The organism is Mycobacterium sp. E3247 (assembly GCF_001667785.1).
In the GTDB taxonomy this organism is placed as follows: Bacteria; Actinomycetota; Actinomycetes; order Mycobacteriales; family Mycobacteriaceae; genus Mycobacterium.
In genome coordinates this window covers 1-22581 of the sequence record NZ_LZJG01000013.1, presented here as the reverse complement: position 1 = coordinate 22581, position 22581 = coordinate 1, and the positions used below count along the sequence as shown (strand labels likewise).

At 68.5% G+C, this 22581-nt stretch carries 22 protein-coding genes; 5 read left to right on the top strand and 17 right to left on the bottom strand.

The features are described 5' to 3' along the window. The 4 genes from A9X04_RS00575 to A9X04_RS00560 form a co-directional block, all read right to left on the bottom strand. The gene (locus tag A9X04_RS00575) at positions 1-525 is read right to left on the bottom strand and encodes an OsmC family protein (protein WP_067916744.1); all 525 of its coding nucleotides are present in this window, start codon (positions 523-525) and stop codon (positions 1-3) included. 161 nt (positions 526-686) lie between these two features. Further along, a complete protein-coding gene (efeB, locus tag A9X04_RS00570; protein ID WP_067916742.1) occupies positions 687-1976 on the bottom strand; it encodes an iron uptake transporter deferrochelatase/peroxidase subunit in 1290 nt (429 codons plus the stop codon). After that, positions 1973-3154, bottom strand: a complete 1182-nt coding sequence (gene efeO / locus A9X04_RS00565; RefSeq protein WP_369828904.1) for an iron uptake system protein EfeO — start codon at positions 3152-3154, stop codon at positions 1973-1975. The genes efeB and efeO overlap by 4 nt, the downstream gene beginning before the upstream one ends. A 77-nt stretch (positions 3155-3231) precedes the next feature. Then, entirely contained in the window at positions 3232-4068 is an 837-nt protein-coding gene (locus tag A9X04_RS00560) for a DUF3097 family protein (RefSeq protein ID WP_067916740.1), read from the bottom strand. A 220-nt stretch (positions 4069-4288) separates the two neighbouring features. On the opposite strand from A9X04_RS00560, the gene A9X04_RS00555 reads away from it, so the two are divergent. After that, positions 4289-4576 carry a DUF3349 domain-containing protein gene (locus A9X04_RS00555; RefSeq protein WP_067916738.1) on the top strand — a complete coding sequence of 96 codons (288 nt, stop codon included), beginning with the start codon at positions 4289-4291 and terminating at the stop codon, positions 4574-4576. A 24-nt stretch (positions 4577-4600) separates the two neighbouring features. Here A9X04_RS00555 and A9X04_RS00550 read toward each other — a convergent pair whose 3' ends face one another. Genes A9X04_RS00550 through A9X04_RS00525 form a run of 6 tightly spaced genes read right to left on the bottom strand, consistent with a single transcriptional unit; the run spans position 4601 to position 10758 of the window. Beyond that, on the bottom strand, positions 4601-5578 hold the full coding sequence (locus A9X04_RS00550; RefSeq protein WP_067916735.1) for a patatin-like phospholipase family protein: 978 nt from the start codon (positions 5576-5578) through the stop codon (positions 4601-4603). A 12-nt stretch (positions 5579-5590) separates the two neighbouring features. Then, the gene (locus A9X04_RS00545; protein ID WP_067916733.1) at positions 5591-6661 is read right to left on the bottom strand and encodes an ABC transporter ATP-binding protein; all 1071 of its coding nucleotides are present in this window, start codon (positions 6659-6661) and stop codon (positions 5591-5593) included. A 4-nt stretch (positions 6662-6665) separates the two neighbouring features. Further along, complete coding sequence (locus A9X04_RS00540; protein WP_067916731.1) at positions 6666-7508, bottom strand: carbohydrate ABC transporter permease; 843 nt, start codon at positions 7506-7508, stop codon at positions 6666-6668. Continuing rightward, positions 7495-8454 carry a carbohydrate ABC transporter permease gene (locus A9X04_RS00535; protein ID WP_067916730.1) on the bottom strand — a complete coding sequence of 320 codons (960 nt, stop codon included), beginning with the start codon at positions 8452-8454 and terminating at the stop codon, positions 7495-7497. Before A9X04_RS00535 ends, A9X04_RS00540 begins: the two co-directional genes overlap by 14 nt. Next, complete coding sequence (locus tag A9X04_RS00530) at positions 8451-9773, bottom strand: sugar ABC transporter substrate-binding protein (protein WP_067916728.1); 1323 nt, start codon at positions 9771-9773, stop codon at positions 8451-8453. Before A9X04_RS00530 ends, A9X04_RS00535 begins: the two co-directional genes overlap by 4 nt. Continuing rightward, positions 9763-10758, bottom strand: a complete 996-nt coding sequence (locus A9X04_RS00525; protein ID WP_067916725.1) for a sigma-70 family RNA polymerase sigma factor — start codon at positions 10756-10758, stop codon at positions 9763-9765. Before A9X04_RS00525 ends, A9X04_RS00530 begins: the two co-directional genes overlap by 11 nt. 168 nt (positions 10759-10926) lie before the next feature. Here A9X04_RS00525 and A9X04_RS00520 point away from each other — a divergent pair, with 168 nt between their 5' ends. Beyond that, positions 10927-11277, top strand: coding sequence for a DoxX family protein (locus A9X04_RS00520; RefSeq protein ID WP_067916723.1), 351 nt, complete (start codon positions 10927-10929; stop codon positions 11275-11277). 5 nt (positions 11278-11282) lie between these two features. Here the strand turns inward: A9X04_RS00520 and A9X04_RS00515 are convergent, their stop codons facing one another. Beyond that, complete coding sequence (locus A9X04_RS00515) at positions 11283-12083, bottom strand: ketosteroid isomerase family protein (RefSeq protein ID WP_067916721.1); 801 nt, start codon at positions 12081-12083, stop codon at positions 11283-11285. Next, the gene (gene pncA / locus A9X04_RS00510) at positions 12083-12643 is read right to left on the bottom strand and encodes a pyrazinamidase PncA (RefSeq protein ID WP_156751842.1); all 561 of its coding nucleotides are present in this window, start codon (positions 12641-12643) and stop codon (positions 12083-12085) included. Before pncA ends, A9X04_RS00515 begins: the two co-directional genes overlap by 1 nt. Positions 12644-12738: 95 nt before the next feature. Between pncA and A9X04_RS00505 the strand changes: the two genes are divergently transcribed. After that, positions 12739-13773 (top strand): DoxX family protein, encoded by a 1035-nt coding sequence (locus A9X04_RS00505; protein ID WP_067916718.1) that lies wholly within the window; start codon positions 12739-12741, stop codon positions 13771-13773. A gap of 16 nt (positions 13774-13789) precedes the next feature. Here the strand turns inward: A9X04_RS00505 and A9X04_RS00500 are convergent, their stop codons facing one another. From A9X04_RS00500 to A9X04_RS00490, 3 genes are read right to left on the bottom strand one after another with little or no spacing between them, the layout of a single operon-like run. Continuing rightward, positions 13790-14287, bottom strand: coding sequence for a gluconokinase (locus A9X04_RS00500; RefSeq protein WP_067916715.1), 498 nt, complete (start codon positions 14285-14287; stop codon positions 13790-13792). Then, on the bottom strand, positions 14284-16296 hold the full coding sequence (locus tag A9X04_RS00495; protein WP_067916760.1) for a phosphotransferase: 2013 nt from the start codon (positions 16294-16296) through the stop codon (positions 14284-14286). The genes A9X04_RS00500 and A9X04_RS00495 overlap by 4 nt, the downstream gene beginning before the upstream one ends. Positions 16297-16313: 17 nt before the next feature. After that, positions 16314-17819, bottom strand: coding sequence for a carboxylesterase/lipase family protein (locus A9X04_RS00490; RefSeq protein WP_067916713.1), 1506 nt, complete (start codon positions 17817-17819; stop codon positions 16314-16316). Positions 17820-17898: 79 nt separating this feature from the next. Between A9X04_RS00490 and A9X04_RS00485 the strand changes: the two genes are divergently transcribed. Beyond that, positions 17899-18567, top strand: coding sequence for a hypothetical protein (locus A9X04_RS00485; RefSeq protein ID WP_067916711.1), 669 nt, complete (start codon positions 17899-17901; stop codon positions 18565-18567). A gap of 34 nt (positions 18568-18601) precedes the next feature. Here the strand turns inward: A9X04_RS00485 and A9X04_RS00480 are convergent, their stop codons facing one another. Continuing rightward, positions 18602-19801 (bottom strand): cytochrome P450, encoded by a 1200-nt coding sequence (locus A9X04_RS00480; RefSeq protein ID WP_067916709.1) that lies wholly within the window; start codon positions 19799-19801, stop codon positions 18602-18604. 94 nt (positions 19802-19895) lie between these two features. Here A9X04_RS00480 and A9X04_RS00475 point away from each other — a divergent pair, with 94 nt between their 5' ends. Further along, a complete protein-coding gene (locus A9X04_RS00475) occupies positions 19896-20525 on the top strand; it encodes a TetR/AcrR family transcriptional regulator (protein WP_067916706.1) in 630 nt (209 codons plus the stop codon). An 81-nt stretch (positions 20526-20606) separates the two neighbouring features. On the opposite strand, the gene A9X04_RS00470 is transcribed toward A9X04_RS00475, so the two are convergent. Then, the coding region (locus tag A9X04_RS00470) for a PEP-utilizing enzyme (RefSeq protein WP_067916704.1) at positions 20607-22581 on the bottom strand (1975 nt) is incomplete at its 5' end.

The window sequence follows — 22581 nt, the reverse complement described above, 5'->3', positions numbered from 1 at the left end:
CTATCCGGTGAACAGGGTGGAGTCGACGCTCACCGGGTTGCGGAAGGTGTTCACCACCGGTGACCAGGCGATCGCGTTGTCGTGGATCTCCTTGAGTGTCGCGTCGTCGGCGTCTCCGGCCAGCGTCACCCGGCAGCGAACCGCGCTGAAGCCGAGGCGCTTTCCCTCGGGAGTGTCACCCACCCCCCACACCGCGGAGATGTCGATGTCGCCTTCCATCTCGACCTCGATCTTGGTCAGCGTCACACCGCGGTGCGTCGCGTTCGCCAGCAGGCCCACCGAGACGCAGGAACCCAGCGCGGCCAGGGCGGTTTCGGAAGGGTTGGGTGCGGAGTCGTCGCCGAGCAGCGCGGGCGGCTCGCCCACCAGCATCGGCGCCAGGTCGCGGACGTAGGTCATGTTGCGGAACCCGGTCTCGCACACCGTCTTGGCTTTGAGGGTCTTCTTCCCGGTCTCCGGGTTGGCCCTGGCGTTACACGACAGCTTGTCGAGGCCTTCGGCGTCGATGACGAGCGCGTCGGTCATGTGACTTCCTCCGTTTCGCTGATTCTGCGGCTTCACGGAGTTAGTGCTCTGCGGCGGCCGATGTGTGACGGTGGACCCGATTGGTTTACGCGGGCGACACGAAACATCACACAGCCGAAACGTGGCGCCGTCCAACGCCGGGCCCCGCCACGGAGGTTTGCTCAGCCGAAAAGGCCTTGTCCGATGTAGTGGCCTTCCGCGGGCGCGGGAGGCACCGCGAAGATTGCCGAGCCGATGTGGCGGATGTACTCGTTGAGCAGGTCGTGGGCGCCCAGCCGGTTCTGCAGGCGAATAAAATCTTGCGGATCTTTTTGATACGAGATGAACAGCAGGCCGGCGTCGAGTTGGCCGTTGGCGTCGAGGCCGTCGGTGTAGTTGTAGGAGCGCCGCCGGATCATGATGCCGTCATTGTTTTCCCGGGCGGCCAGGGCGACGTGGGACATCGGGTCGATGAGCGGATGCCCGTCGGCCCCCGTGGCGGCGAAGTCGGGCGCGTCGAATTCGCCCTTGCCGCTCAGCGGCGCTCCCTCCTCCTTGGTGCGGCCGAAGATCCGCTGCTGATTGCCGATGCGGTCGACATCCCAAGTTTCGAGCAGCATCCGGACCTTCCGCACCACTTGATACGTCCCGCCGTTCATCCACGGCTGGTCGTTGTCGTGCACCCAGACGAAGCGGTCGTACTCGGCGTCCGTGGCGATGTTGCGGGTCCCGTCCTTGAATCCCAGCAGATTTCGCGGGGTGCGCTGGCCGGGACCGGCCGATGCTCGGCCGAATCCCAGCACAGACCAGGACGGTGCGACGAGGTTGCGGCCCAGCCGGGCCAGGTTGCGCACGGCGTGATAGCAGACCTGGGGGTCGTCGGCGCAGGCTTGCACGGACAGGTCGCCGCCGCGCAGCCGAGGGTCCAGGTTGTCGCCGTTGAGCGGGGGCAGGTCGGTGAAGACCGCGGGCCGCCGCGCGGCGAGCCCGAACCGATCGCCGAACAGCGACGGCCCCAATCCGATGGTGACGGTGAGACTGGCCGGGCTCAGGCCGTAGGCTTCCCCGGTGTCGGCCGGTGGCTGGACCTCCACCCGCGGCTCGATGGCGCCGACCGGCCTGCCCGCCTGCAGGATCGCGGCCGCGGCGGACCAGCGCGCGAGGAGGGTCTGCACCTCGGTGCGCCGGGCGCCGGCGGACAGCGAGAAGGACATGAACATGGCGTAACGCTGTGGGGGCGTGGCGATTCCGCCCTGATGCGGCTGACCGTAGAAGGGGTAGCTACGCCGCAGGTCGACATTGTCGTCCCCGCCGCCCGAGCCGTCGCCGGGGCGTCCGGCCGCCGTCGCGTAGCCCGCAAGGCCACCGACCGCGGTGCCGGTAAGCCCGGCCAGCGCGGCGCCGCCGAGCACGCGCCGGCGCGAAACCGATGCGGCTTCTTCGGGTTCGGCGATGTCGTCGGTCACGGTCAGCCCGCGGCGACGACTTTCTGGGCGACCGCGGACAGGCTTTGGTGCAGCGGCTGGATGACCGCGGTCAACTTCGGCGCGTCGGTCGCCTTCAGCGCGGCGGTGTACGTCCGGAACCCGCCCAGCGCGGCGGGCTCACGGTATCCGGCCAAAGTGGCCAGCACCGTGCGGAATTGCTGATCGATCCGGCCGACCAGATCGCCGTCGATCTTCTCCAGGCCCGGCCTCAGCGAGGCGTATGCCTGCTGGGCGCCCTCCACATTGCCGGAAAAGTCCACCAAGTCCAGGTGGCTGAACGCCTCCTCCTCGCCGGTGATCTTGGTGTTCTGGATCTCTTCGATCAGGTCGCTGGCACCGTTGGCCAGGTCCTCGGGCTGATACTGCAGGAGCGCGACCACGGCGTTCAACTTGGCGACGTTGCCCAGCAATTCGGTGCTGAGATTCATCGTGGCGGGGGTGATCACCCCGCCCTGCCACAGGTCACGTTCGATGGCGTGGAAACCCTTCCAGCCGACTTTCGCATCGACGGGGGTGGACTCGCGCATATCGATCAGATAGTCGAATTTCCCGGCATTGTCGCCGGCCGGGAAGCCCAACACGATGAATCCGCCCACCGCTGACTCCGAACGCTCCCAGAAGAGCCGGGCTTTGGCGTAAGCGGCCTTCGCGGCGTCGACGTTGCCCGACTGCACGGCGGCGTCGAGCGCCTTGACCCCGTCGCCGAGCTCACCGATCTGCCTGATGATGTATGCCGCGTAGTCCTTGGTGCCCTGGCTGAGGATGCCCGCCGCGGCGCCGGCCGGCCTCGCTGCCGCCCGGCCCGTCACCGTCAAGGTCTGGTGTTCGCGGCTGGCGCCGGGGCAATACAGTTCGTACGCACCACCGTCGAGGGTGACGGTGAACGATACCGGGTCCAGTCCGGGAGCGAGGTCCTCCTTCTCGCCGACGATCCGCTGGTCGCTGAGCAATTCGACCTCACTGATCCCCGGCGCGTTCGTGTTGGCGACCGTGAACGTCACCGGGCCTGCGGACACGGTGGTGTTGTCCAGCGCGCACACCTCCTTGCCGCCGACGCTGGCCATGGTGACCTTCACCGCGTTGACGCCGCCGGATTTCCCGCCTTCCGGGCGCGCCGCGTTACCACTCGGATGACTGCAGGCGGTCACACAACACGCCACCATCAGGGCCAATGCTGTTGCGGGGAAACAACACTGGTGATACCAGGGCCGGGATCCCGGCACGGTGCGATCCGGCGGCGTCACGGGGACGGCTGCGTGACGAAATCGATGAGTTCCTCGACGCGACTGATCAGCGCGGGTTCCAGGTCATTCCAGTCGCGCACGCGGGACCGGATGTGCCGCCAGGCCCTGGCGATGTCGGCCTGGTTGGCGTGGGGCAACCCGAGCGCCCGGCATGCGCCGTGCTTCCACTCGATGTGCCGCGGCACGTCCGGCCAGCCGGTCAAGCCGAGCCGCTGGGGTTTCACAGCCTGCCAGATGTCGACGTAGGGATGACCGACCACCAGGGTGTCGCTGCCCCCGGGTCCGCGACGCACCGCGTCGGCGATCCTCGCCTCCTTCGAACCCGTGACGAGGTGATCGACGAGCACACCGAGCCGACGCCCCGGAGCGGGCGCGAACTCGGCCACGATGCCCACCAGGTCGTCCACACCGCCGAGGTGCTCGACGACGACCCCCTCGATCCGCAGGTCCTCTCCCCACACCTGGGCGATGAGTTCGGCGTCGTGGCGACCCTCCACATAGATCCGGCTGGCACGGGCTACCCGCGCGCGGGCGCCCGGCACGGCCACCGACCCGGAAGCCGTCCTCGCGGCGGCGACGGGCGCCGCACGGCGCGGCGCCGTCAGGATCACCGGGCGGCCCTCCAGCAAATATCCTGGGCCCAAGGGGAAGCCGCGCACGTGCCCGTGCCGGTCCTCGAGATCGACCCGACCGTACTCGACTCGTACCACCGCACCGACGTATCCGGTTTGCACGTCTTCGACCACCAGTCCCGGTTCGGCGGGGTGCTCGGTCGAGCGGGGCTTGCGCCGGCCCGCGGCGGCAAGGACGTCGGTTCCATAGCGATCAGCCACCCGGCAATACTAGGAACCCTTGCGGCCAAACGGCGTTAGGGCACGCCCGCTCGAGGAGCATCGTGACCGAGATCGCCCGGGCCGCCGAAGCAATACCGGCGCGTAAAAAGTGCGTTTTAACTGTGTGGCGTTACACAGCTGATGACGTTGCCGGTGTTACGTTGCTAGTCATAAGATCTGCCGCTCGTTCTTCAATCGCGGCGGTGAGCGAGGTGGGAGTATGGACCTGGCACTGTGGGTGTCGAGCATTGTGGCTTTCGTGCGGGCCGGCTACCCCGCCGGCATGCCCACGACCGGATACTCGCCCGTGGCCGCCTTGGCTCGCCGAAGGCTGTGCGATGACGAGATCAAGGCCATCGCAACCAAACTCATGAGGCGCCAATTCTGGCCGATCAACCCGGTTGACATCGGCGTCGAAATCACCCGGGTCACGAACCAATTGCCCTTGCCGGCCGACGTCGAGCGGGTCGAGCATCGTCTGCACGAGATCCGCTGCGCGCGGGGATAGTCGTCACCACGGGATCGGACTCTGCTAGGGCGCGCCTTTCTCCGGGCCGCCGCATGCGGCCAGGTAGTCCGGGTAGCTCCAGGTCCGCAGAAACTGTTGGCCCGCCTGCAATCCTCGTTGATACAGGGCGTCGCGTTGCTCGGCGGTGATGTCGAAGTCGATGGGGCTGACCTCGTCGGCGGGAACGAAGATGGTGCGCCGTACGGTGCACGGATCGTCGATGTATGCGTTGTCCTGGTTGCTCACCAGTGTCTCGATCGCGGCGATTCCCAAGGAGACCGGCCCGTGGACCGGGTGGGTGGGCGGGATGCCGGGGCGCGCGGACAGCCGGATGCCGAAGGTCGGCCAGCGGGGCTGCGCGTCCGGGCGATCGAACAACTCCACCGGGAAATCGGATAGTAGGCCGCCGTCGACCCAGGTGGCGCCGCCCACCCGGACGGGCTCGAACACATACGGAATCGCCGACGAGGCGTGCACGGCGCGGGCCACCGGAAAGTCGTCGGGGTCGATGCCGTAGGAGCCGAGGTCCCACGGGATGCGCACCAGCCGGCGCCGGGACAGGTCGCTGGCCGTGACGACCAGCGACCAGGCGAACTGGTCCGGCTCCTCGCCCGTGCGCAGGTCGCCGAACGTCCGCACGCCCAAGTCAGCGAGCAGGCCGGCCAGCAGGCGTTCCAAGTAGGCGCCACGGTAGACACCGTCGGACACCAACAGCGACAATGCCCCACCGATCAGAGGCACCTCGCCGATCACGCTGCGATCCAGGAACTTCCGGTAGTCGATGGTCCGCATGATCTCCGCGAGCCGGCTCAGCGGCTCGCCCGCGGCCTGTAGCGAGGCCACCAGCGACGCGACGACCGAGCCCGCGCTGCTACCCGCAACCCGCGGAAACCGGTAGCCGGCCTCGGAGAGCGCATCGACCGCGCCGACCAGCCCGATTCCCCGGACGCCGCCGCCTTCACACACCAGATCGGCGCGGGACCCGCTCACGGCCGCCTCCATCGCCTCACCCCCTCAACAAATTCGCCGGCCGTCCACACCGAAGAAGTGCAGGTGCCCCGGTTCCGGGTGCAGGCGCACCCGGCTGCCCTTCTCCGGGGGCCGACGCCCGTCGGCACGCGCGACGACGGGCTGATCGATGACCTTGCCGGAGCCCGTGATTCGGCCGTAGAGGTAGGCGTCCGCCCCGAGCTCCTCGACCACATCGACCTCCATCTCGACACCCTGGCCGCCCAGTTCGAAATGCTCGGGGCGGACGCCGACGACCACCTCGCTCGCGGTGGCGACGAGCTGCCCGGGCAGCGGGATGGGCCAATCCCCCAGCGACACCGCGGAATCGACGATCGGCAGGGTGAACAGGTTCATCGCCGGCGACCCGATGAAACCCGCGACGAAGACGTTGACCGGGTTGCGGTACAGCTCGCGCGGCGCGGCGAACTGTTGCAGCACGCCGTCGCGCAGGACCGCGACCCGGTCGCCCATGGTCATCGCCTCGACCTGATCGTGGGTGACGTAGACGGTGGTGGTGCCGAGCCGCCGTTGCAGGGCCGCGATCTGGTTGCGGGTTTGCACGCGCAGTTTGGCATCGAGGTTTGACAGCGGTTCGTCCATCAGGAAGACCTGCGGGCGGCGCACGATCGCGCGTCCCATCGCCACCCGCTGGCGTTGCCCGCCGGAGAGGTCCTTGGGCTTGCGGTCCAGATATGGCTGCAGGTCAAGCAGTTTCGCCGCGTCTAGGACACGCTCCCGGATCTCGGCCTTCGGTGTCTTGGCGATCTTCAGGGCGAAGCCCATGTTCTGCGCGACCGTCATGTGTGGGTAGAGCGCATAGTTCTGGAACACCATCGCGACGTCGCGGTCCTTGGGGTCGACGGTGGTGACGTCGCGGTCCCCGATCCGGATGCGCCCCGAATCCAGCGTCTCGAGCCCCGCGACCATTCGCAGCGAGGTGGTCTTGCCGCACCCCGAGGGACCGACCAGAACGACGAACTCGCCGTCGCCGACCTCCAGATCGAGGCTGTCCAGGGCCGGGCGATCAGCTCCGGCGTAGCGGCGGGTCGCCTGCTCAAAAGTTACCGAGGCCATGGGCTTAACCGTTGAGTCCCGTGACGGCGATACCCCGCACGAACGAGCGCTGCGCGACCGCATAGATGATGACCAACGGCAGCATGATCACCATCGAGGTCGCCATGATGATCGGCCAGCGCGCGACATACTCGCCCCGCAGCCGTACCAGGCCCAGCGTCAGGGTGGCCAGGCTGTTGCGCTGGAGCATCAGCAGCGGCCACAGGAAGTCGTTCCAGACGTTGACCCAGGTGAGCACCGCCAGCACCATCACGGCGGGTCGGGCGTGGGGCAGCAGGATTCGCCAGTAGATCTGCCACGGCGAACAGCCGTCGAGGATCGCCGCCTCCTCCAGGTCGGTCGGAAGCGTCCGAAAGAACTGGCGCATCAGGTAAGTGCCGAATGCGCTGCCGAACAAGCCCGGCACGATCATCGACCAGGGGGTGTCGACCCACCCGACGGTCCGCATCAGGATGAACTGCGGGATCACGGTCACGGTCAGCGGCACCATCAGGGTGCCCAGGTACAGCACGAACAGCGTGTCGCGGCCGCGAAATTGCAGCCGGGCGAACGCGTATCCGGCCAGAGAGCAGAAGAACACCTGCCCGGCGGTCACGCAGCCGGCGTACAGCACGGTGTTGAAAAACATTCGCGCGAACGGCATCAATGAGAACACCTCGGCGTAGTTGGACCACCGCGGGTGCGCCGGAAACAGCCTCGGCTCGGTGATCTCGCCTTCCCTCTTCAACGAGCCGGACACCGCCCAGGCGATCGGGAACAACCAGCACCACGCGATCCCGACGAGCGCGGTGTAGACGAGCACACCACGAACGACATGGCGGGTGAACAACCGTTCAGCTGAGGCCACGAGACGTCTCCCAGGACCGTTGCCGGGTGATCCGCAGCTGCACCACGGTCAACACCAGCAAGATGGCGAACATCACCCATGCCAGCGCGGACGCGTACCCGAATTCCAGGAAGGAGAACGCGTGCTGAAACAGCATGATGCCCAGGACATAGGTGGCGGTTTCGGGGCCGCCGTTGGCACCGTTGAGGACGTAGACCATGTCAAACGCCTGGAACGCGTGGATGATCGAGATGACGCCCACAAATGATATCGACCCGCGGATCAGCGGGACCGTGATGGACACGAACTGCCGGATCTCGCCCGCCCCGTCGATTCGGGCCGCCTCGTAGACGGTCTCGGGAACGCCCTGCATCGCCGCGAGCAGGATGACGGTGGCGAACGGCACGCTGCGCCACACACTGACGATGCACAGCGAGGCCATCGCCCACCGGGGATCGACGAGCCACGGGACCGGGCCGATGCCGACCCAGCCCAGCATGATGTTGAGCAACCCGTTGTCGGTGTTGAACACGAACTGCCACACCACCGCCATGACCACCGACGAGATCGCCAGGGGCAGAAAGACGATGGTGCGGAATATGCCGATTCCCCTGACTTTTCGGTTCAGCACGCCGGCCACGACGAGGCTGACGACGATGGTCGGCACGACCGTTCCGAGGGTGAAGATGACGGTGTTGCGGATGGCGATCGCAAAGAGCGGATCCGAGGTGAACAGGTCGTGGAAGTTCTTGAGCCCCACGAACTTCGGCGGCCTGAAGACGTCCCACCGCTGGAAGCTCATGTACAGCGAGAACCCGAGCGGAAACAGCATGAACACCGCGACGGCGGCCAGGTTCGGCGCCACGAAGAGGCGGCCGGCCCGGGCGCGCCGTCGCCAAGGGCCCGCGCCGTTGACGGGCTTGCGGGTGATGCGGCTGGGGGCCTGGCTGGTGTCGAGGGAGGTCATGGGGTGCGCAGCACCTCGTCGATGGCGGGCGACAGGCCGGTCAGGGATGTCGCGGGCCGCGAGCCACGCAGCACCGGCCCGAAGCTGCGGTCCATCAAGGCGACGATCTTCTCCCATGCCGGGGTGACCGGAAGCCCTTCGGAATACGCCGGCCCTTGCGTGAGCACGGCGAGGTTGCCAACGTTCCGGTGGGCCTTGGCGAAACCGGGCGAATTGAGCGCGGATTGCAGCACCGGCACGAAAAGGCTGGATTCACCGATCAGCGCCTGCCCGACGGGACCGGTCGCGAATTTCACGAATTCCCATGCCTGCTCCTTGCGCCGGCTGGACGCGGAGATGGCCAGCCCGGTGGAACCAATGTCGGAGTGGGCGGGCTGGCCCTGCCGGCGCGGACCCACCGGCAACGGTGTGACGTCGAAATCCAGGCCGTCGGCCCGGATGAAGGTCTGGTACCGCCAGTGGCCGCCCATCGCCATCGCCGCCCGGCCGGCCGCGAACAGGTCGGGCGTGGACATCGATTGCACCTCGGAGGCATTGGGCGCGACCCTGTGCTTGTTGGCCAGGTCGGCGTAGAACTGCACCGCCTCGATGAACGCGTCGTCGCCGAAGTTGAAGTGGGTCGGGTTCTTCAGCGGGGTGGACCACGGCACGCCGTTGTTCATGGCGAACAGCCCGGCCGAATAGTACGAGAACCACATGTTCACGAAACCCCACTGGGTCACCCGACCGGAGCGGTCGCGCTTGGTGAGCGCGGTGGCGGTGTTCAAGAATTCGGCGAAGCTCCACGGCTGCTGCCACGTTCTGGGCGGCGGCGGCACCCCGGCCTCGGCGAACAATCGCTTGTTGTAGAACAGGTAGTTCCCGGACCATTGCTCCGGGAGCGCGTATTGGCCGCCGTTGAAGGCGAAGCTGTCGTACAGCGTCGCGACGCCGTCCGACTTCAGTTCGGCCGCGAAGGCCCGATCGCCCGACAGCATGGTGTTGAGGTCCAACAGCACGCCCCGGGCGGCCAGCTCGGCGTACGTGAGATCCCAGGCCATCAAGACATCCGGGCACTTGCCGCCGGCGCAGAACGTCGACAGCTGCTGCATCACGCCCGGGGCCGAAAGCACGGGGCGAACCTTGATGTCCGGGTGGCGGCGCTCGAACTCGTTCACGATGCGGAGCCTGGCATCACGTTCGTCGGGGTTGGCCGCGAAGAAGAACGTCAACGAGTCTTCTTCGGGAGCGCAGCCGGCGGCCCACGGCGCCAGCGATGCCGCGGTGAGCGCGCCGGCGCCGCGCAGCAGGCCGCGCCGCCCGAACGGCTTATCGAGCATGGTGCTCCCGTTCTCGCCCCGTTGCCGGCCGCCCGGCCGGTGGTGTCTGATCTCCTTGGTACCCGATGCGGCTGTGGTGTTGCCGGATCGGCCGGCTCGGCAAAGCCAGAACGGCCCGGCCGATGCGGTCGCGATCCCCGATGATGTCGATCGCGCGGATGCGGTCGTCGGGCCCGACATCGATCAGCAACAGCGCCTGCGCCCGCCCGTGTGGGGCGATCACGACGCCGGGCGCCCCGTCGATGAGCATGACAACACCGGCGCGCGCACGCTGAGCGAATCGGCGGGTCTCCTCCGCGACCCGTGTGGCGCCGCGCACCTCGGTCGGCACGTCGTCAGGAACCAGCGCGCGATCCACCGTGCGGACCACGTCCGGCGCCAGCAGCTGGAGCAGGGCGGCGATGTCACCGCCGCGGGACGCCGCGAGAAACGCTTCGACGATCTCGAGGTGCTTGGCCGCGTGCGCGGGCGGGCCATCCGGCTCCGCCTGCAGCCGCCCCCGCGCCCGGCTTGCCAGCTTCTTCGCGGCGTCCGGCGACCGGTTCAACGCGGTGGCGACCTCTTCGAAGGGCACCGCGAACAGGTCATGCAGCACGAACGCGACGCGCTGCGCCGGTGAGAGCCGGTCGAGGACCACGAGCAGCGCGTCGCTCACCGACTCGGTCAACAACGCGTCCTCGTCCGCGGGCGCAGATGTGGTTGCGGTCAGCCGGTCCAGCTCGTCGGTGGTGGCGAGCGGTTGTTCGGCCCGTCTCTTGCGCACCCGGAGCTGGTCGACGGCCTCGCGCGCGGTGATCGTGGTAAACCAGCCGGTGAGGTTGTCGACCGCGCCGAAATCGGCGCAGCTGGCCTTGAGCCACGCCGACTGAACCGCGTCGTCGGCGTCGGCCACCGAGCCCAGCAGCTGGAACGCGACGGACCTCAGGTGTCGCCGGTCGGCGTCGAAACGCTGCGCGAGATCGGCCAGATTTTCCGGGGCGCCCATGGGTCACCTTTTCCGCACAGGAGCCGTCAAGAGAATGACCGCGTCCGTCGAGCTCTCTGTTGCAAAGGAGACCAGCATCATGACCTTGTCGATTGTGCGCCACCAAGCGCGCGGCGACCATCCGGATCGCCATTGCAAAACCAGCTGCCCCGCGGGGGTTTGGCACAGATGAACACCGCGTACGTGGTGATCACGCTGGTGACCGCCGCCATCACCGCCGGAATCGCCGTGGCCGATCTCATCCCCGCGGGATTCGTCCTGGCGAACTCGGCTGAAGTGGGCGTGCCGCGTTCGTGGTTGCCGGCGCTGGGCGCGGTCAAGTTGGCCGGCGCGATCGGGCTGGTCGTGGGTCTGATGGGGTTGCGCGCCTTGGGAATCGCGGCCGCCACCGGCCTGGTGCTGTTCTTCGTCGGCGCCGTCGTGGCGCACCTGCGGGCCCACGTGCTGTACAACATCGCGTTTCCCGGGGCATACCTGTGCATGTCGATGGCCTCACTGGCGCTGCTGGTGTCGCGTTGACCGGGTCAGCCGGGAAAATACCGGATCCGGTCGATGGTGCCGCCCCGCCATCCCATGTCGGCGAACAGGATGCCACGCCCATGGCCGCAGTTGACCGAGATCGTCACCGTGGGGCCCGCGCCGATCGTCTTCGTCGGAGTGGCGCCGTCCAGTTGAACGGCGAGCTCGGCCAGATCGAGAGCCTCGTGGTCGCCGAGAGTTATTGTCGCGCTTGCCGAGAGGGCCCGCGCCGCTGCGTTGTGATCGCGCCGCGCGGCGGCGCGCAAGAACGCGTCCGCGAGTTTCTTGCGCCCCGCGCCCACCCGCCGGAACCCCGTGAGGAAGCCGGCCATGCCCCGCAGCCGCTGATTGCCCAGCAGGCCGCGTGACAGTTGCAGGGCCGGCGATACCGCGCGCGGACCGCTTGACAGGAATTGCAGCATCATCGCGGGCAGTTCCCAGTAGGCCTGCAGATTCTCAATCCGCCACTGCCCGTTGAGGTCTCGCAGGTCATAGCGCAAGAACGCGGGAATGTACATGGTAACCCGCGGGCCCATCGCCACTTCGAGCTCGAGATCACGCAGCACCACGGTCCCGAAAACGATATCGAGGTCGCGGTGAAAGGTGATCTCACGCGGGGCGATGAAGGTGTCATAGAAGCGGCCGATCTGTTCGTGCCCGATGTGCGGCCGCGACCCGACCGGGTCCTCTACCCGGGCCTCGTCGGTGAACAGGGCCACCCACCCGGCGCGGTCGTGCGCGGCGGCCGCGCGCGGCGATCGCTCGACGGCGGCCAGCAGCGCCTCCCGCGCCGGTGTCGCTCCCATCACGGTCCCCCAACCAGCTCGACGCCCGCGGACCGCATTTCCTTCAGTGCCTCGGCGGCCGACTCCGGCGAGACGGCCGCCGTCAGGTCCACCAGCACCCGGGTGGACAGGCCTGCCCGCGCGGCATCCTCCGCGGTCCGACGGACGCACTGGTCGGTGGCGATGCCGACCACGTCGACGGCGTCGACCCCGCGTTGCCGCAGCCAGTCCAGTAGTGGGGTCTGGTTCTGTTCGACGCCCTCGAAGCCGCTGTAGCCCGGGGCATAGGCGCCCTTGCGGAACACCGCCTCGATCCGGCTGGTGTCCAGGTCGGGCCGAAGCTCCGCGCCTGAGCTTCCCGCGATGCAGTGCGGGGGCCACGACGACGAGTAATCCGGCCGGTCGGAGAAATGGTCGCCCGGCTGGATGTGGAAGTCCTGGGTTGCTACCACGTGCTGATAGCCCGGCTCGCCGGCCAGATAGGCGTTGATGGCGGGCGCGACGGCGGCGCCGCCGGCCACCGGAAGCGAACCACCCTCGCAGAAATCGTTTTGCACGTCGACGATGATCAACGCCCTCACGGGTCTCACCCTATCGGTGTGGCCCGGCATGGCGCTTCAGCTGCGCGGATGGGCGGGGCGGTTTGTCCGCGAACCAGTCGGGTAATCCACCGGCCATGGTGATCCGGAGAATCGCGCGCCCGTTGCTGTCAGTGGCGTTCATCGGCCAAGGAGTCAATTCCCTGCTCAATCCCAAATCGGCCGCGGCGGCCGCCGCGCCCGCGGTGGATGGTTTGCAGGCGCTGCCGGATTCGGTGAGCGGCAACATCCCGAGCGACCCCGAGACGTTCGCGCAAATCACCGCGGCCGTCCAGATCGGCGGAGGCCTGCTGCTTGCCACCGGCAAGCTGCCCCGCGTCGCCTCGGCCGCGCTCGCGGTCACGGTGCTGCCCGCCAACCTCGGTGCGCACTCGTTCTGGAACGAGAGCGATCCGCAGGCCAAAGCCCAGAAGCGCCAGCAGTTCCTCACCGACCTCAGCCTGGTCGGCGGGTTGTTGATCGCGTCCGCCGATACGGCGGGCAAGCCGTCGCTCGGGTGGCGGGGGCGCCGGGCGGCCGAGCGGCTCTCGGAGCGAGTGTCGTCGGCGCTACCGGGGTCAGATGACTCCGCGTTCGATACCGACTTTGCGGAGTTGGGCGAGAAGATCGTGCACGGCCTGCAGGTCGGCGCCGAACGTGGCCGCGAACTGGCCAGCACAGCCGCCGAACGGGGCGCGCCCTACGCCGAGGCCGCGCTCGAGCGCGGGCGCGAATTCGCCAGCACGGCCGCCGAGCGCGGCAAGCCGCTGGCCAAGAAGGCCCGCAAGCGCGGCGAAGAACTCGCCGAAGAGGCCGCCGAGCGTGCCGCGCCGCTGGTGAAGAAGGCGCAGAAGCGCGGGGAAGAGTTCGCCGATGACGCCGCCGACTGGGCCGCGCCGCTGGCCAAGAAGGCCCGCAAGCGCAGTGAGAAGCTGGCCAAGAAGGCGCGCAAGCGCGGGGAGGAACTGGCGAGCACGGCGCTGGATCGGGGCGAGGATCTCGCCGACACCGCCCGCGCGCGTGGCAGCTACCTGGCCGACACCGCCCGCGCTCGCGGTGGCTACCTGGCGGACACCGCCCGCGAGCGGCTCGGTGAGCAGGTCAAGACGGGTCGCCGCAAGCTTTCCTCGTGAGCGAATCGGCCGTCGGCTAGGGCGTCCGCCCCGTCAGGAACGCGTCGACGATCGCGTCGACGTCTCGGCCGGCGTCGACGGTCGTGCCGCACTCCTCCGCGGCGAGCGGTTCCAGCGCGTCGAATTGCGAGCGCAACAGGGTGGCCGGCATGAAGTGACCCGTCCGGGCGGCCAGTCGGCCGCTGATGAGCGCCGGCGAACCGGCGAGGTGAAGGAATTCGACCTGCGGGCAGTGCCCGCGCAACTGGTCGCGGTACTTGCGCTTGAGCGCCGAACAACTCGCCACCCCGCCGCCGCGGTGCGCGGCCAACCACTCGCCGACGCGATCCAGCCAGGGAAAGCGGTCGTCGTCGTCGAGCGGCTCACCGGCCGCCATCTTGGCGATATTGGCCCGCGGGTGCAGCGTGTCTGCGTCGACGAAGGGAACCCGCAAGCGTTGCGCGAGCGCGGTTCCCACGGTCGACTTGCCCGATCCCGAGACGCCCATCACCACGACGGGCGCCGGTCCGCTCACTCGGTTTCTGCGGGGAGGTTGCGGTTCCACTCCACCCAGCCGACCCCGCGGCGACCGTCGAGGGTGTTGACGGTGGCCCAGGCCCGCGGGAACTGGCTGACCCGCCCGTCGGCCGCGGTCAGGCGCACCGGCGCGTGCCCGCAAACATCGATGTCCGCGGTGATGTCGCCCGGCTCCAGGGTCAGCGTGGCCTTCAGCGGTAAGCCGTTGGCGCCAAAGGACTCTCGTGAGTCGACCGTCTGCAGCTCGGTGACGTCGCCGTCGGCGCCCTGCGCGTAGCCGATGCTGAAGGACGGCGCGCCGGGAATGCGGATGTTCACCCCGTGCAGGTGGGTGCCGTCATCGAGGTGCAGCGCGCTCCAGATCCAGTCCATGCTCCACCAGTCGCGCACACCCCAGGAATGGTCGCGCTGCCCGGGAACCGACTCGACCCGGTAGCCGGTGTCGCCGATAGTGACGGTTCCCGAGACCCGGCACGGAATCTCATAGCGCGTCGTCAAGCGGTACTTGTAGGGGACACCGTCGGTGGCCCACACCAGGTTCATCGTCATCTCGATGGGGGTGCCGGCCTCCCCGCGCAACAACGCCGACGGATCGGCATAGGCCTGAGCCCGCGCCCGCAGGTCGATGCGGTAGGACTGCAGCGGCGCCGTCGCGGCGTGGCCGAGTTCGAAGGAGTCGGTGGATATTTCCCACGGGTCCGCCGGCAGCGGCACCCGCGCGTCCAGGGCGACGGTCGCCATATCTGGGCCGCACAGCAGCGCGTGCACCCACGCGGTCCGCTCGTTGGCGATCAGGCCAAGGCGGAACCAGCCGCCCAATCCCTGTTCCACATCGGCGAAGTCGGCGTACCAGCTTTCGCTCCACAGCGGCTCGGCGGTCGGCGCGTGCGCGGATTCGTCCTCCTCCGAAGGCCGCAATGGTTGGGGCGTCTGCGCGACGGGCAGCGTCGCCAGCGCATCCGTGTCGAGCACGTGATCACAGTGTCGTTGCAGCATCGTCATGAACATCCGGTCGCCGCGCTCGGTCCGCTCCACCAGCATCGAGGACACGATCGCCATCATCACGCCGAAAAAGCTCTGCCGGCGCACGCCTTCGGCGACGTCGGCGAGCGAAAGGGGCGCCGTCGGCCCGAGCGCCTCGTGGTAAGCCCGAAGTAGCGCGTCGTAGTGCTCACGGCGATCCGGGGTGGGCAACGCGCAGCCGAGGAAATACGACAGGTCGGTCAGGGCCGGCCCCCAGGACACCGTCTGCCAATCGACGACCGTCAACGGACGGTCCGCCCCGGCTGTCCCGAACAGCAGGTTGTCCAACCGGTAGTCACCGTGCATCAGGCCCTGGATGCGCTCCGGCGCCCCTTCTTGGGCCAGGTACCCGTCGAAGGACGCGACCAGACGTTCGCAGACCATGCGGTGTTCCGGCGCGATCTGGTCTCCGTAGCGGTCGATGAACCCGGCGTACAGCGGGGCGATCATCGCCTGGGTGAGCGGCGAATCACGGTTCAGCCACGGCGCTTCGGCCAGCACCGTGTCGCCGAGCAGCGGGCCGTGCAGCCGCCCCAGCTCGACGACGCACAGGTGCGCCTGTTCGGCTGTCGCGCCGGCGATTTCGTCGCCGACGATCGCGGGCCCGGCATCGCCCAGCAGGAGATCGAACGCACCCGTCGAGGTATCGACGGCCGCGTGGTAGCACGGCGCGATCGGCCCACCCAGGCGTGGCGCTATGTCGCCGTAGAACCGAACCTCCCGTTCGTAGAGGCCCAGGGCCAGCCCCGTCTGTCGGCTCACCGGGTCGGTGGCCGCCACCTTGAGCACGACGGACGCGGGCCGGCCGGGGCCCGCCGCGCCGTCGGCGTAGGTGAGCCGGATGCGGTAGCACTCGCTCATCTGTCCGGTGCCGATGCGCTCCACGGCGAAGTCGGCGACGGGTCCGGCGCCGATCGCCGTGGTCAGCCATTCGGCGGTGAGATCTCCCGGGCGTTCGATGACTTGCGCGATGTCGGCATGCATGGGGTCAGCGTGCCAGGTCACCGCGCCAGGGAGAAGCCATCCCAGGCAATCCGCCGGTGCGGATGTGGATCGAACTCGACGCGGCTCTTGCGGTCGAAGACCATGACGGCACGGTCGGCGGTGGTGTAGGTGGGCCAGTCCTCGCCCGGCGCACCGGAGTGGCTGAAGGCCCGCCACCGCCGTTGCACCTGGTTGCTCACCCGCAACGCGGCGCGGCGATCGGCCGCGGCGGTCAGCAGGGCGCCGAATCGGGTGCGGTAGACGTCGAAGACGGCCAGCAACTCGGTGGCATGAGTGGCGCCCAGGCCCGACCAGCGCAACGTGCGCGGCGCGTAGTCGTACCGGTAGAGGTAGGTGGGCGCGTGTGCGCTGTGGGCCTCGGCGATCTGCCAGGCCGCCGAGCCGAACGCGAAGTCACCGCCGAGCTGGATGCATGCCGAGGGCGCGGGGTAATCCGGGTAGGCGGCGGTGATGCGTTCGCGCGCAGCGGGTTCCGTGTCGGCCAGCAGTTCTTCGATCATCGCTTGATTGGTCGGCAGCATTTTGAGGAAGCGGGTGAACAGGCGGCCCTCTTCGGCGTTGGTGCCCACGATGAGCGGCACCCGGTGCGCACGGCCACCACGGATCGCCTCGACGGGATCAAGGGGCACGACGTCGTCGCCGGCGACCGGGCCGATCGGGAACGCGCCGAGCCTGTCCTCCATGCCTTGGTCGATCAACCGGTGCTGGGCGTCCACCAGTTGCGCCGGGGACGCCTGCATCAGTGCCTCGGCGGCGTCCTGCGGCCGCGCGCCCAATATTGCGGCGAAGCGCGTCGCGAATTCCGCGGCGGTCTCTCGCGACCGAACCATCCCGGAGGCCGGGCTTTCCGCAATGGCCCGGGCGAACAGCCCTTCGGCGGCCGGCACCGCCAAGAGGGTAGCGGTGATGTGCGCGCCGGCGCTTTCCCCGAAGATCGTGACTTTGTCCGGGTCGCCGCCGAACGCGGAGATGTTGTCTTTCACCCAGCGCAACGCCATCACCAGGTCGCGCAGGAACAGGTTGCTGTCGATGGTGATGTCGGGCGTCGAAAGCGACGACAGGTCCAGGCAACCCAACGCACCCAGTCGGTAGTTCACCGACACGTACACACAGCCGCGGCGCGCCAACGCCGCGCCGTCGTACAGCGGCGTGGCGGAGCTACCCAGGATGTAGCCGCCGCCGTGGATGAAAACCATGACGGGCAGCGGCTCTTCGGCCGGGATTTCGGGGGTGACGACGTTGAGGGTGAGGCAGTCCTCCCCCATCGGCTGGTAGCGGCCGACCCCGAGCATGGTGTACCGCCGCTGCTGGGGTGCGCAGTTGGCGAAGCCATGGCAGTGCCGCACACCCGACCACGGTTGCGCCGGCCGCGGCGCCCGCAAGCGCAGGGGCCCGACCGGTGGGCGCGCGTACGGGATGGATCGCCAACGGTGGACGCCGTCGCGGGTGAAGCCTTCCACAGTCCCGATCGTCGTGCGTGCGCGCACAGTGCGCTGGTGCATAACCCGACGTTAGCGGACACCACGGGCGTAACGCGCGCGCAGCGCCTTATTTTCGGCGCGTGGCGGTTAGCCTGACGGGATGCGGATCGCCGCGCTGCTGGCAGCGTCGTTACTGGTCGCCGGGTGTTCCCACACCGTCGGCGGTCAGGCGCAGCAAAGTCGGACCTCCGCGGGCGCCGCCACCACTTCGTCGGGCGCCAAACCGCCGGCCCCGAACGGCGCGCCCGCTCCCGGGGCGCCGATCTCCGACGTCATCGCGTGGATCGAAGCCGGCCATGCCGCGGACCCCGGTCGCTATCACAACGCGATTCGCGACGGTGCGACCACGCCACTCGGCGACGACATCGCCTTCACCGCGGCGGCCGGCAAAGCCTCCTGCGTGACCGATTCCAAACACACCGGCGGCGCGCTGCTCTGCCTGGTCAGCCTGACCAATCCACCGCCCGCGCCGCCGACGTCCTACGGCGGCTGGCAGGGCGGTTGGGTGAGCTTCGACGGCCAGAACCTGCAAGTCGGTGCGTCGCGCGCCGATCCCGGTCCGTTCCTCAACGGCAGCGGTTCGGAGCTGGCAAACGGTGATTCGCTGTCATTCGGTGACTATCGTTGCCGCGCCGATCAATCCGGGCTGTATTGCGTGAACTACGCCCACCAGTCGGCCGCCCGATTGAGCCCCGCGGGCATCGAGCCGTACGGTTGTCTACGACCAGGGCCCGCGCCGGACGGCGTCGGCGCGGCGTTCACCTGCTGAGTGTCCGGGCGATGCTCGCCGCCGCAAGGCGTTCTCACCAGGTGACCGGAAGCTCCTTCATCCCGTAGATGTCGGCTTCCTTGAACTTCAGCTCGTCGGCCGGTAGCGCCAGTTTCAGCCCGGGCAGGCGCCGCGCCAGCGTGGCGAAGGCGACCTGCATTTCCACCCGGGCAAGGTTTTGGCCGATGCATTGGTGCACGCCGTAGCCGAAACCCAAGTGCCCGCGAGTGTTTCGGTCGGCGTCGAAGACGTCGGGATGGTCGACGAAGTCGGCGTCCCAGTTGCCGGCGGGCAGATTCATCAACACCATGTCTCCGGCGCGGATCGGCTGGCCGCCGAGGGTGAAGTCCTCGGTCGCCACTCGATCCACCTGGCTGTGCACGATGCTGAGATAGCGCATGAGCTCCTCGACGATGTTGACGACCACGCCATGGTCGTCGGTCGTGCCAAGCCGAGCGAACACGTCCGGATGCTCAAGCAGCGCAACCGTTCCCAGCGAGATCATGTTGGCGCTGGTCTCGTGGCCGGCCAGCATCATGACGACGCCGGTCATGGCGGCGGTCTCGCGGGTGAGCTGCCCGGTCGCGACGTAGCCGGTGACCAGGCGGCTGATCAGGTCATCGCCGGGATCGTCGGCCCTGCGATCGACCAGCTCCTGGATGTAGGCATACATCGCCCCGAAGGATTCGGCCCGTTGCTCGTCGGTCGTGGTCCACTCCAGCCCACGCGTGGAGTGGTGCTGGAAGAACGGCAGGTCTTCGGACGGCACGCCCAGCAGCAACGCGATCACCAGTGAGGGCACCGGCAAGCCGAAGTCGCGGACCAGGTCAGCGGGCGGCCCGTTGTCGATCAACGCATCGAGGTGCTGATCTACCAATTCCTGGATCTGCGGCCGCATCCTTTCGCAACGCCTGAAGGTGAAATCACCGGTCAGCATGCGCCGCAATCGATGATGCTCGGGGTCGTCGACCCGCGCGAACATCACCGGGGTGTTGTCCGTGCTTGTCGGTTTCATGGCGGCCGGGATGGTGTCCGCGGACAGGCGCGGATCCAGCAGCGCCGCCCTGATGTCGTGGTAGCGGCTCACCACCCAGGCCGGCCGCCCGTGGTACATCGCCCGTCGCAGTCCGGGTTCCTGACGCCAGCGCACGAAGTCGGCCGGCGGATGAAGCGGGCATCCGGCATCCCGCCGGGCGGGTATGACGGGAAGATCCGTCTCGGAAATCATTGACATATCGGCGCTTCCGCTTTAAGTGTCAGTCATCTGTCAGTTCTACGGAGCGTAGAAGCCGGAGAGGTGGCAGTCAACCGTCAGTTACGCTGTGCGGATGACAACGGTGGAAGACCGGCCGTTGCGGGCGGACGCGGCGCGCAACGCCGAGCGCATCCTGCGCGCCGCGCGGGCCGTCTACGGCGAGTTGGGACCGGATGCGCCCATCGAAGCCGTCGCCCGTCGCGCCGGAGTCGGCGAACGAACGCTCTACCGCAGGTTCCCGGCCAAGGCCGACCTGGTCCGGGCGGCCCTGGACCAAAGCGTCGCCGAGTACCTCACGCCGGCGATCGAAGACGCGCGGCGCATGGCCGACCCACTGCGCGGCCTGCACCAATTGATCGAAGCGGCAATCGGACTCGGGGCCCGCGAACGACACCTGCTGACCGCCGCGCACCGGGCCGGGTCGCTGACCGCCGACATCTCGGACTCACTCAACGAAGCCCTCTACGAGCTGGCCTGCCGGGGCCAGCGGGCCGGACTGGTCCGCGCGGACCTGGTTGCCGATGACCTTCCGCGTCTGGTCGCGATGCTCTACGCGGTGCTGCCGACGATGGACCCGGACAGCGACGGCTGGCGACGCTACGTCGCCCTTGTGATCGATGCCGTGTCGAATACCGAGCGGAAACCGTTGCGTTGCCCGCCCGCGCCGCTTTGCGGATTTCGGAGCCCAGCGCCTGAAGCGTGACTGCCCGGACGGGGCCCAGCGTCGACTTGTTGGGCGAAATCACCGTCTTCTGGCCCAACAACTAGACGTTGCCCGGTGAAATCAGAGTTCCAGCAGCCGGATTTCGCCTGTCGCCCCGTCGACCTCGATCAGCGCCCCGGGCGGCAACGACTTGGTGGCTCCCTGCACGTCCACCACACAAGGGAAGCCGAACTCGCGGGCCACCACGGCGGCGTGTGACATCGGGCCGCCGAGCTCGGTCACCACGGCCGCGGCGTAGCAGAATGCCGCGGTGTATCCGACGTCGGTGACCTCCGCGACGAGGATCTCGCCGGGCTGCAGGTCGTCGATGGTCTCGGGACGCACGATCCGCACCCGGCCGCGCACCTTGCCCCCGCACACACCGACCCCGCGCAGGGTCTCCCCGCTGGCGAGGGCTGCCGACGTGGTCTCGGTGGGTTGCCAGCTCCCGCTGAACACCGTCGGCGGGACCACGGCGACCAGCCTGCGCTGTTCGGCCCGGCGTCGGGTCACCAGCGCCCCGACGTCGGCCGGCAGCGCATCGAGCTCGTCGACGAGCAGGTAGAACACGTCATCGGCGGTATCGAGGGTTCCGGCCTCGACCAGTCGGCGCCCGTACTCACGCATCAGGTTGCGGAGCACCCAGTTGGCCCGTACCACCTTGTCGCGACGGACTTCGCGGTCGCGGAGCTGTCGGGCCGCGAGCTGCGCGATCGGCTTGGCGTGCAGCGGAATCCGGGGGCGCCGCGGCTGGGGCGCCGGCGGGGCGCTCATCGCTCTGGTCACCATCCGGACCAGCAACTCGGGATCGTCGGCGTAGCTGATCGACCGCATCTCGAGTTCGGCCGGGCCGCGATGCCCGATCAGCGCCAGCTCGGCCAGTACGGCGGCGTGGAACTTTGGCGCCTCGACCGCCAGCTTGCCCAGCCGATCCCCCGGTTCGGCCAGCAGCGCTGTCACTTTCGGATCGCGTTGCGCGGCAAGGACCAACCGCTGCATTGCCTCGACCGACCGCGCACTGACCAATTCCGGCCCCGCCGGCGCGGCGGTGTCTCGCCCACATAAACCGCGCAGCAGGACGTTGAACGCGGCGCACAGCATGAACGACGCCGACGCCAGCACCCAGCCGTGCACCACATCGTCGCGCGCCAACGTGATCAGGCTGAGCAGCCGGCGATCGTCCAGCCCGGCGACGTCGTCACCCAGGCGCTCCAGGCGATCGACATCGGCGACGAATTCGTCGGTGTCCCTGGACGAGCCGGCCGACAGGCCGATGAGGTTGACCCCGAACACGCCGATGTTGCGAACGGTCCTCAGTTGCTTGCGGATACGGCCGGTTTCGGTACGCGGGCGCTGGTCACCGAAGATCGGCAACGACGCCATGCTCGGGCCGAAGAATCCACTGTTGCTGACGATCGTCGCCGGCTTGGCGAACGGTACGGTTTCGGCCATGTAGTGCGCGGAGGTGATGGCCCCGTAGAGTCGGTGCGCGAACACGGCGACGGTCCTCATGGCGATTTCGCGCTGGATGATGCCGCCGGGCCGCAGCCGCTCGGCGATGGCCACGCCGCCGGCACGCAGCCCCCGCACGGTCACCGAGGCCGACGCCGGCGAGAACGGGCCGGGCAGCGCCTCCGACAGATTGGTGGCCAGAAAGGTCGGAAAGCGCGGGTCGATCGGGGTGTCGAATTCCCCGTTATCTCCCGCCGGGCCGGCCCGTTCGGGTTTCACCCCGTCCTCGGAAGGCGCGTCGACCGAGGGAAGGTCGCCGATGGTGGCCATCCGCCAGGGCAGCGACACCACCCGCTTACCCACGGTGACCCGGCCGCGCACCGCGAGCGCGAAGTCTTCGACACATTCACCGGAATTCCACGCGGGCCGGAATCCCCACTGCTCGCGCAACCGCGCGGTATCCATGAAAGCGGCGCCGCGCACCAGTTGCAGCTCGGCCAGTTCGACGCCCAACCGCACGACCGGACGCCCGAGCGCCGCGGCGACACGCCGGAAGGTAAGCTCGCCCGAGGCGGCGAGATTGACGGCGCCGCTGCCGATTTCG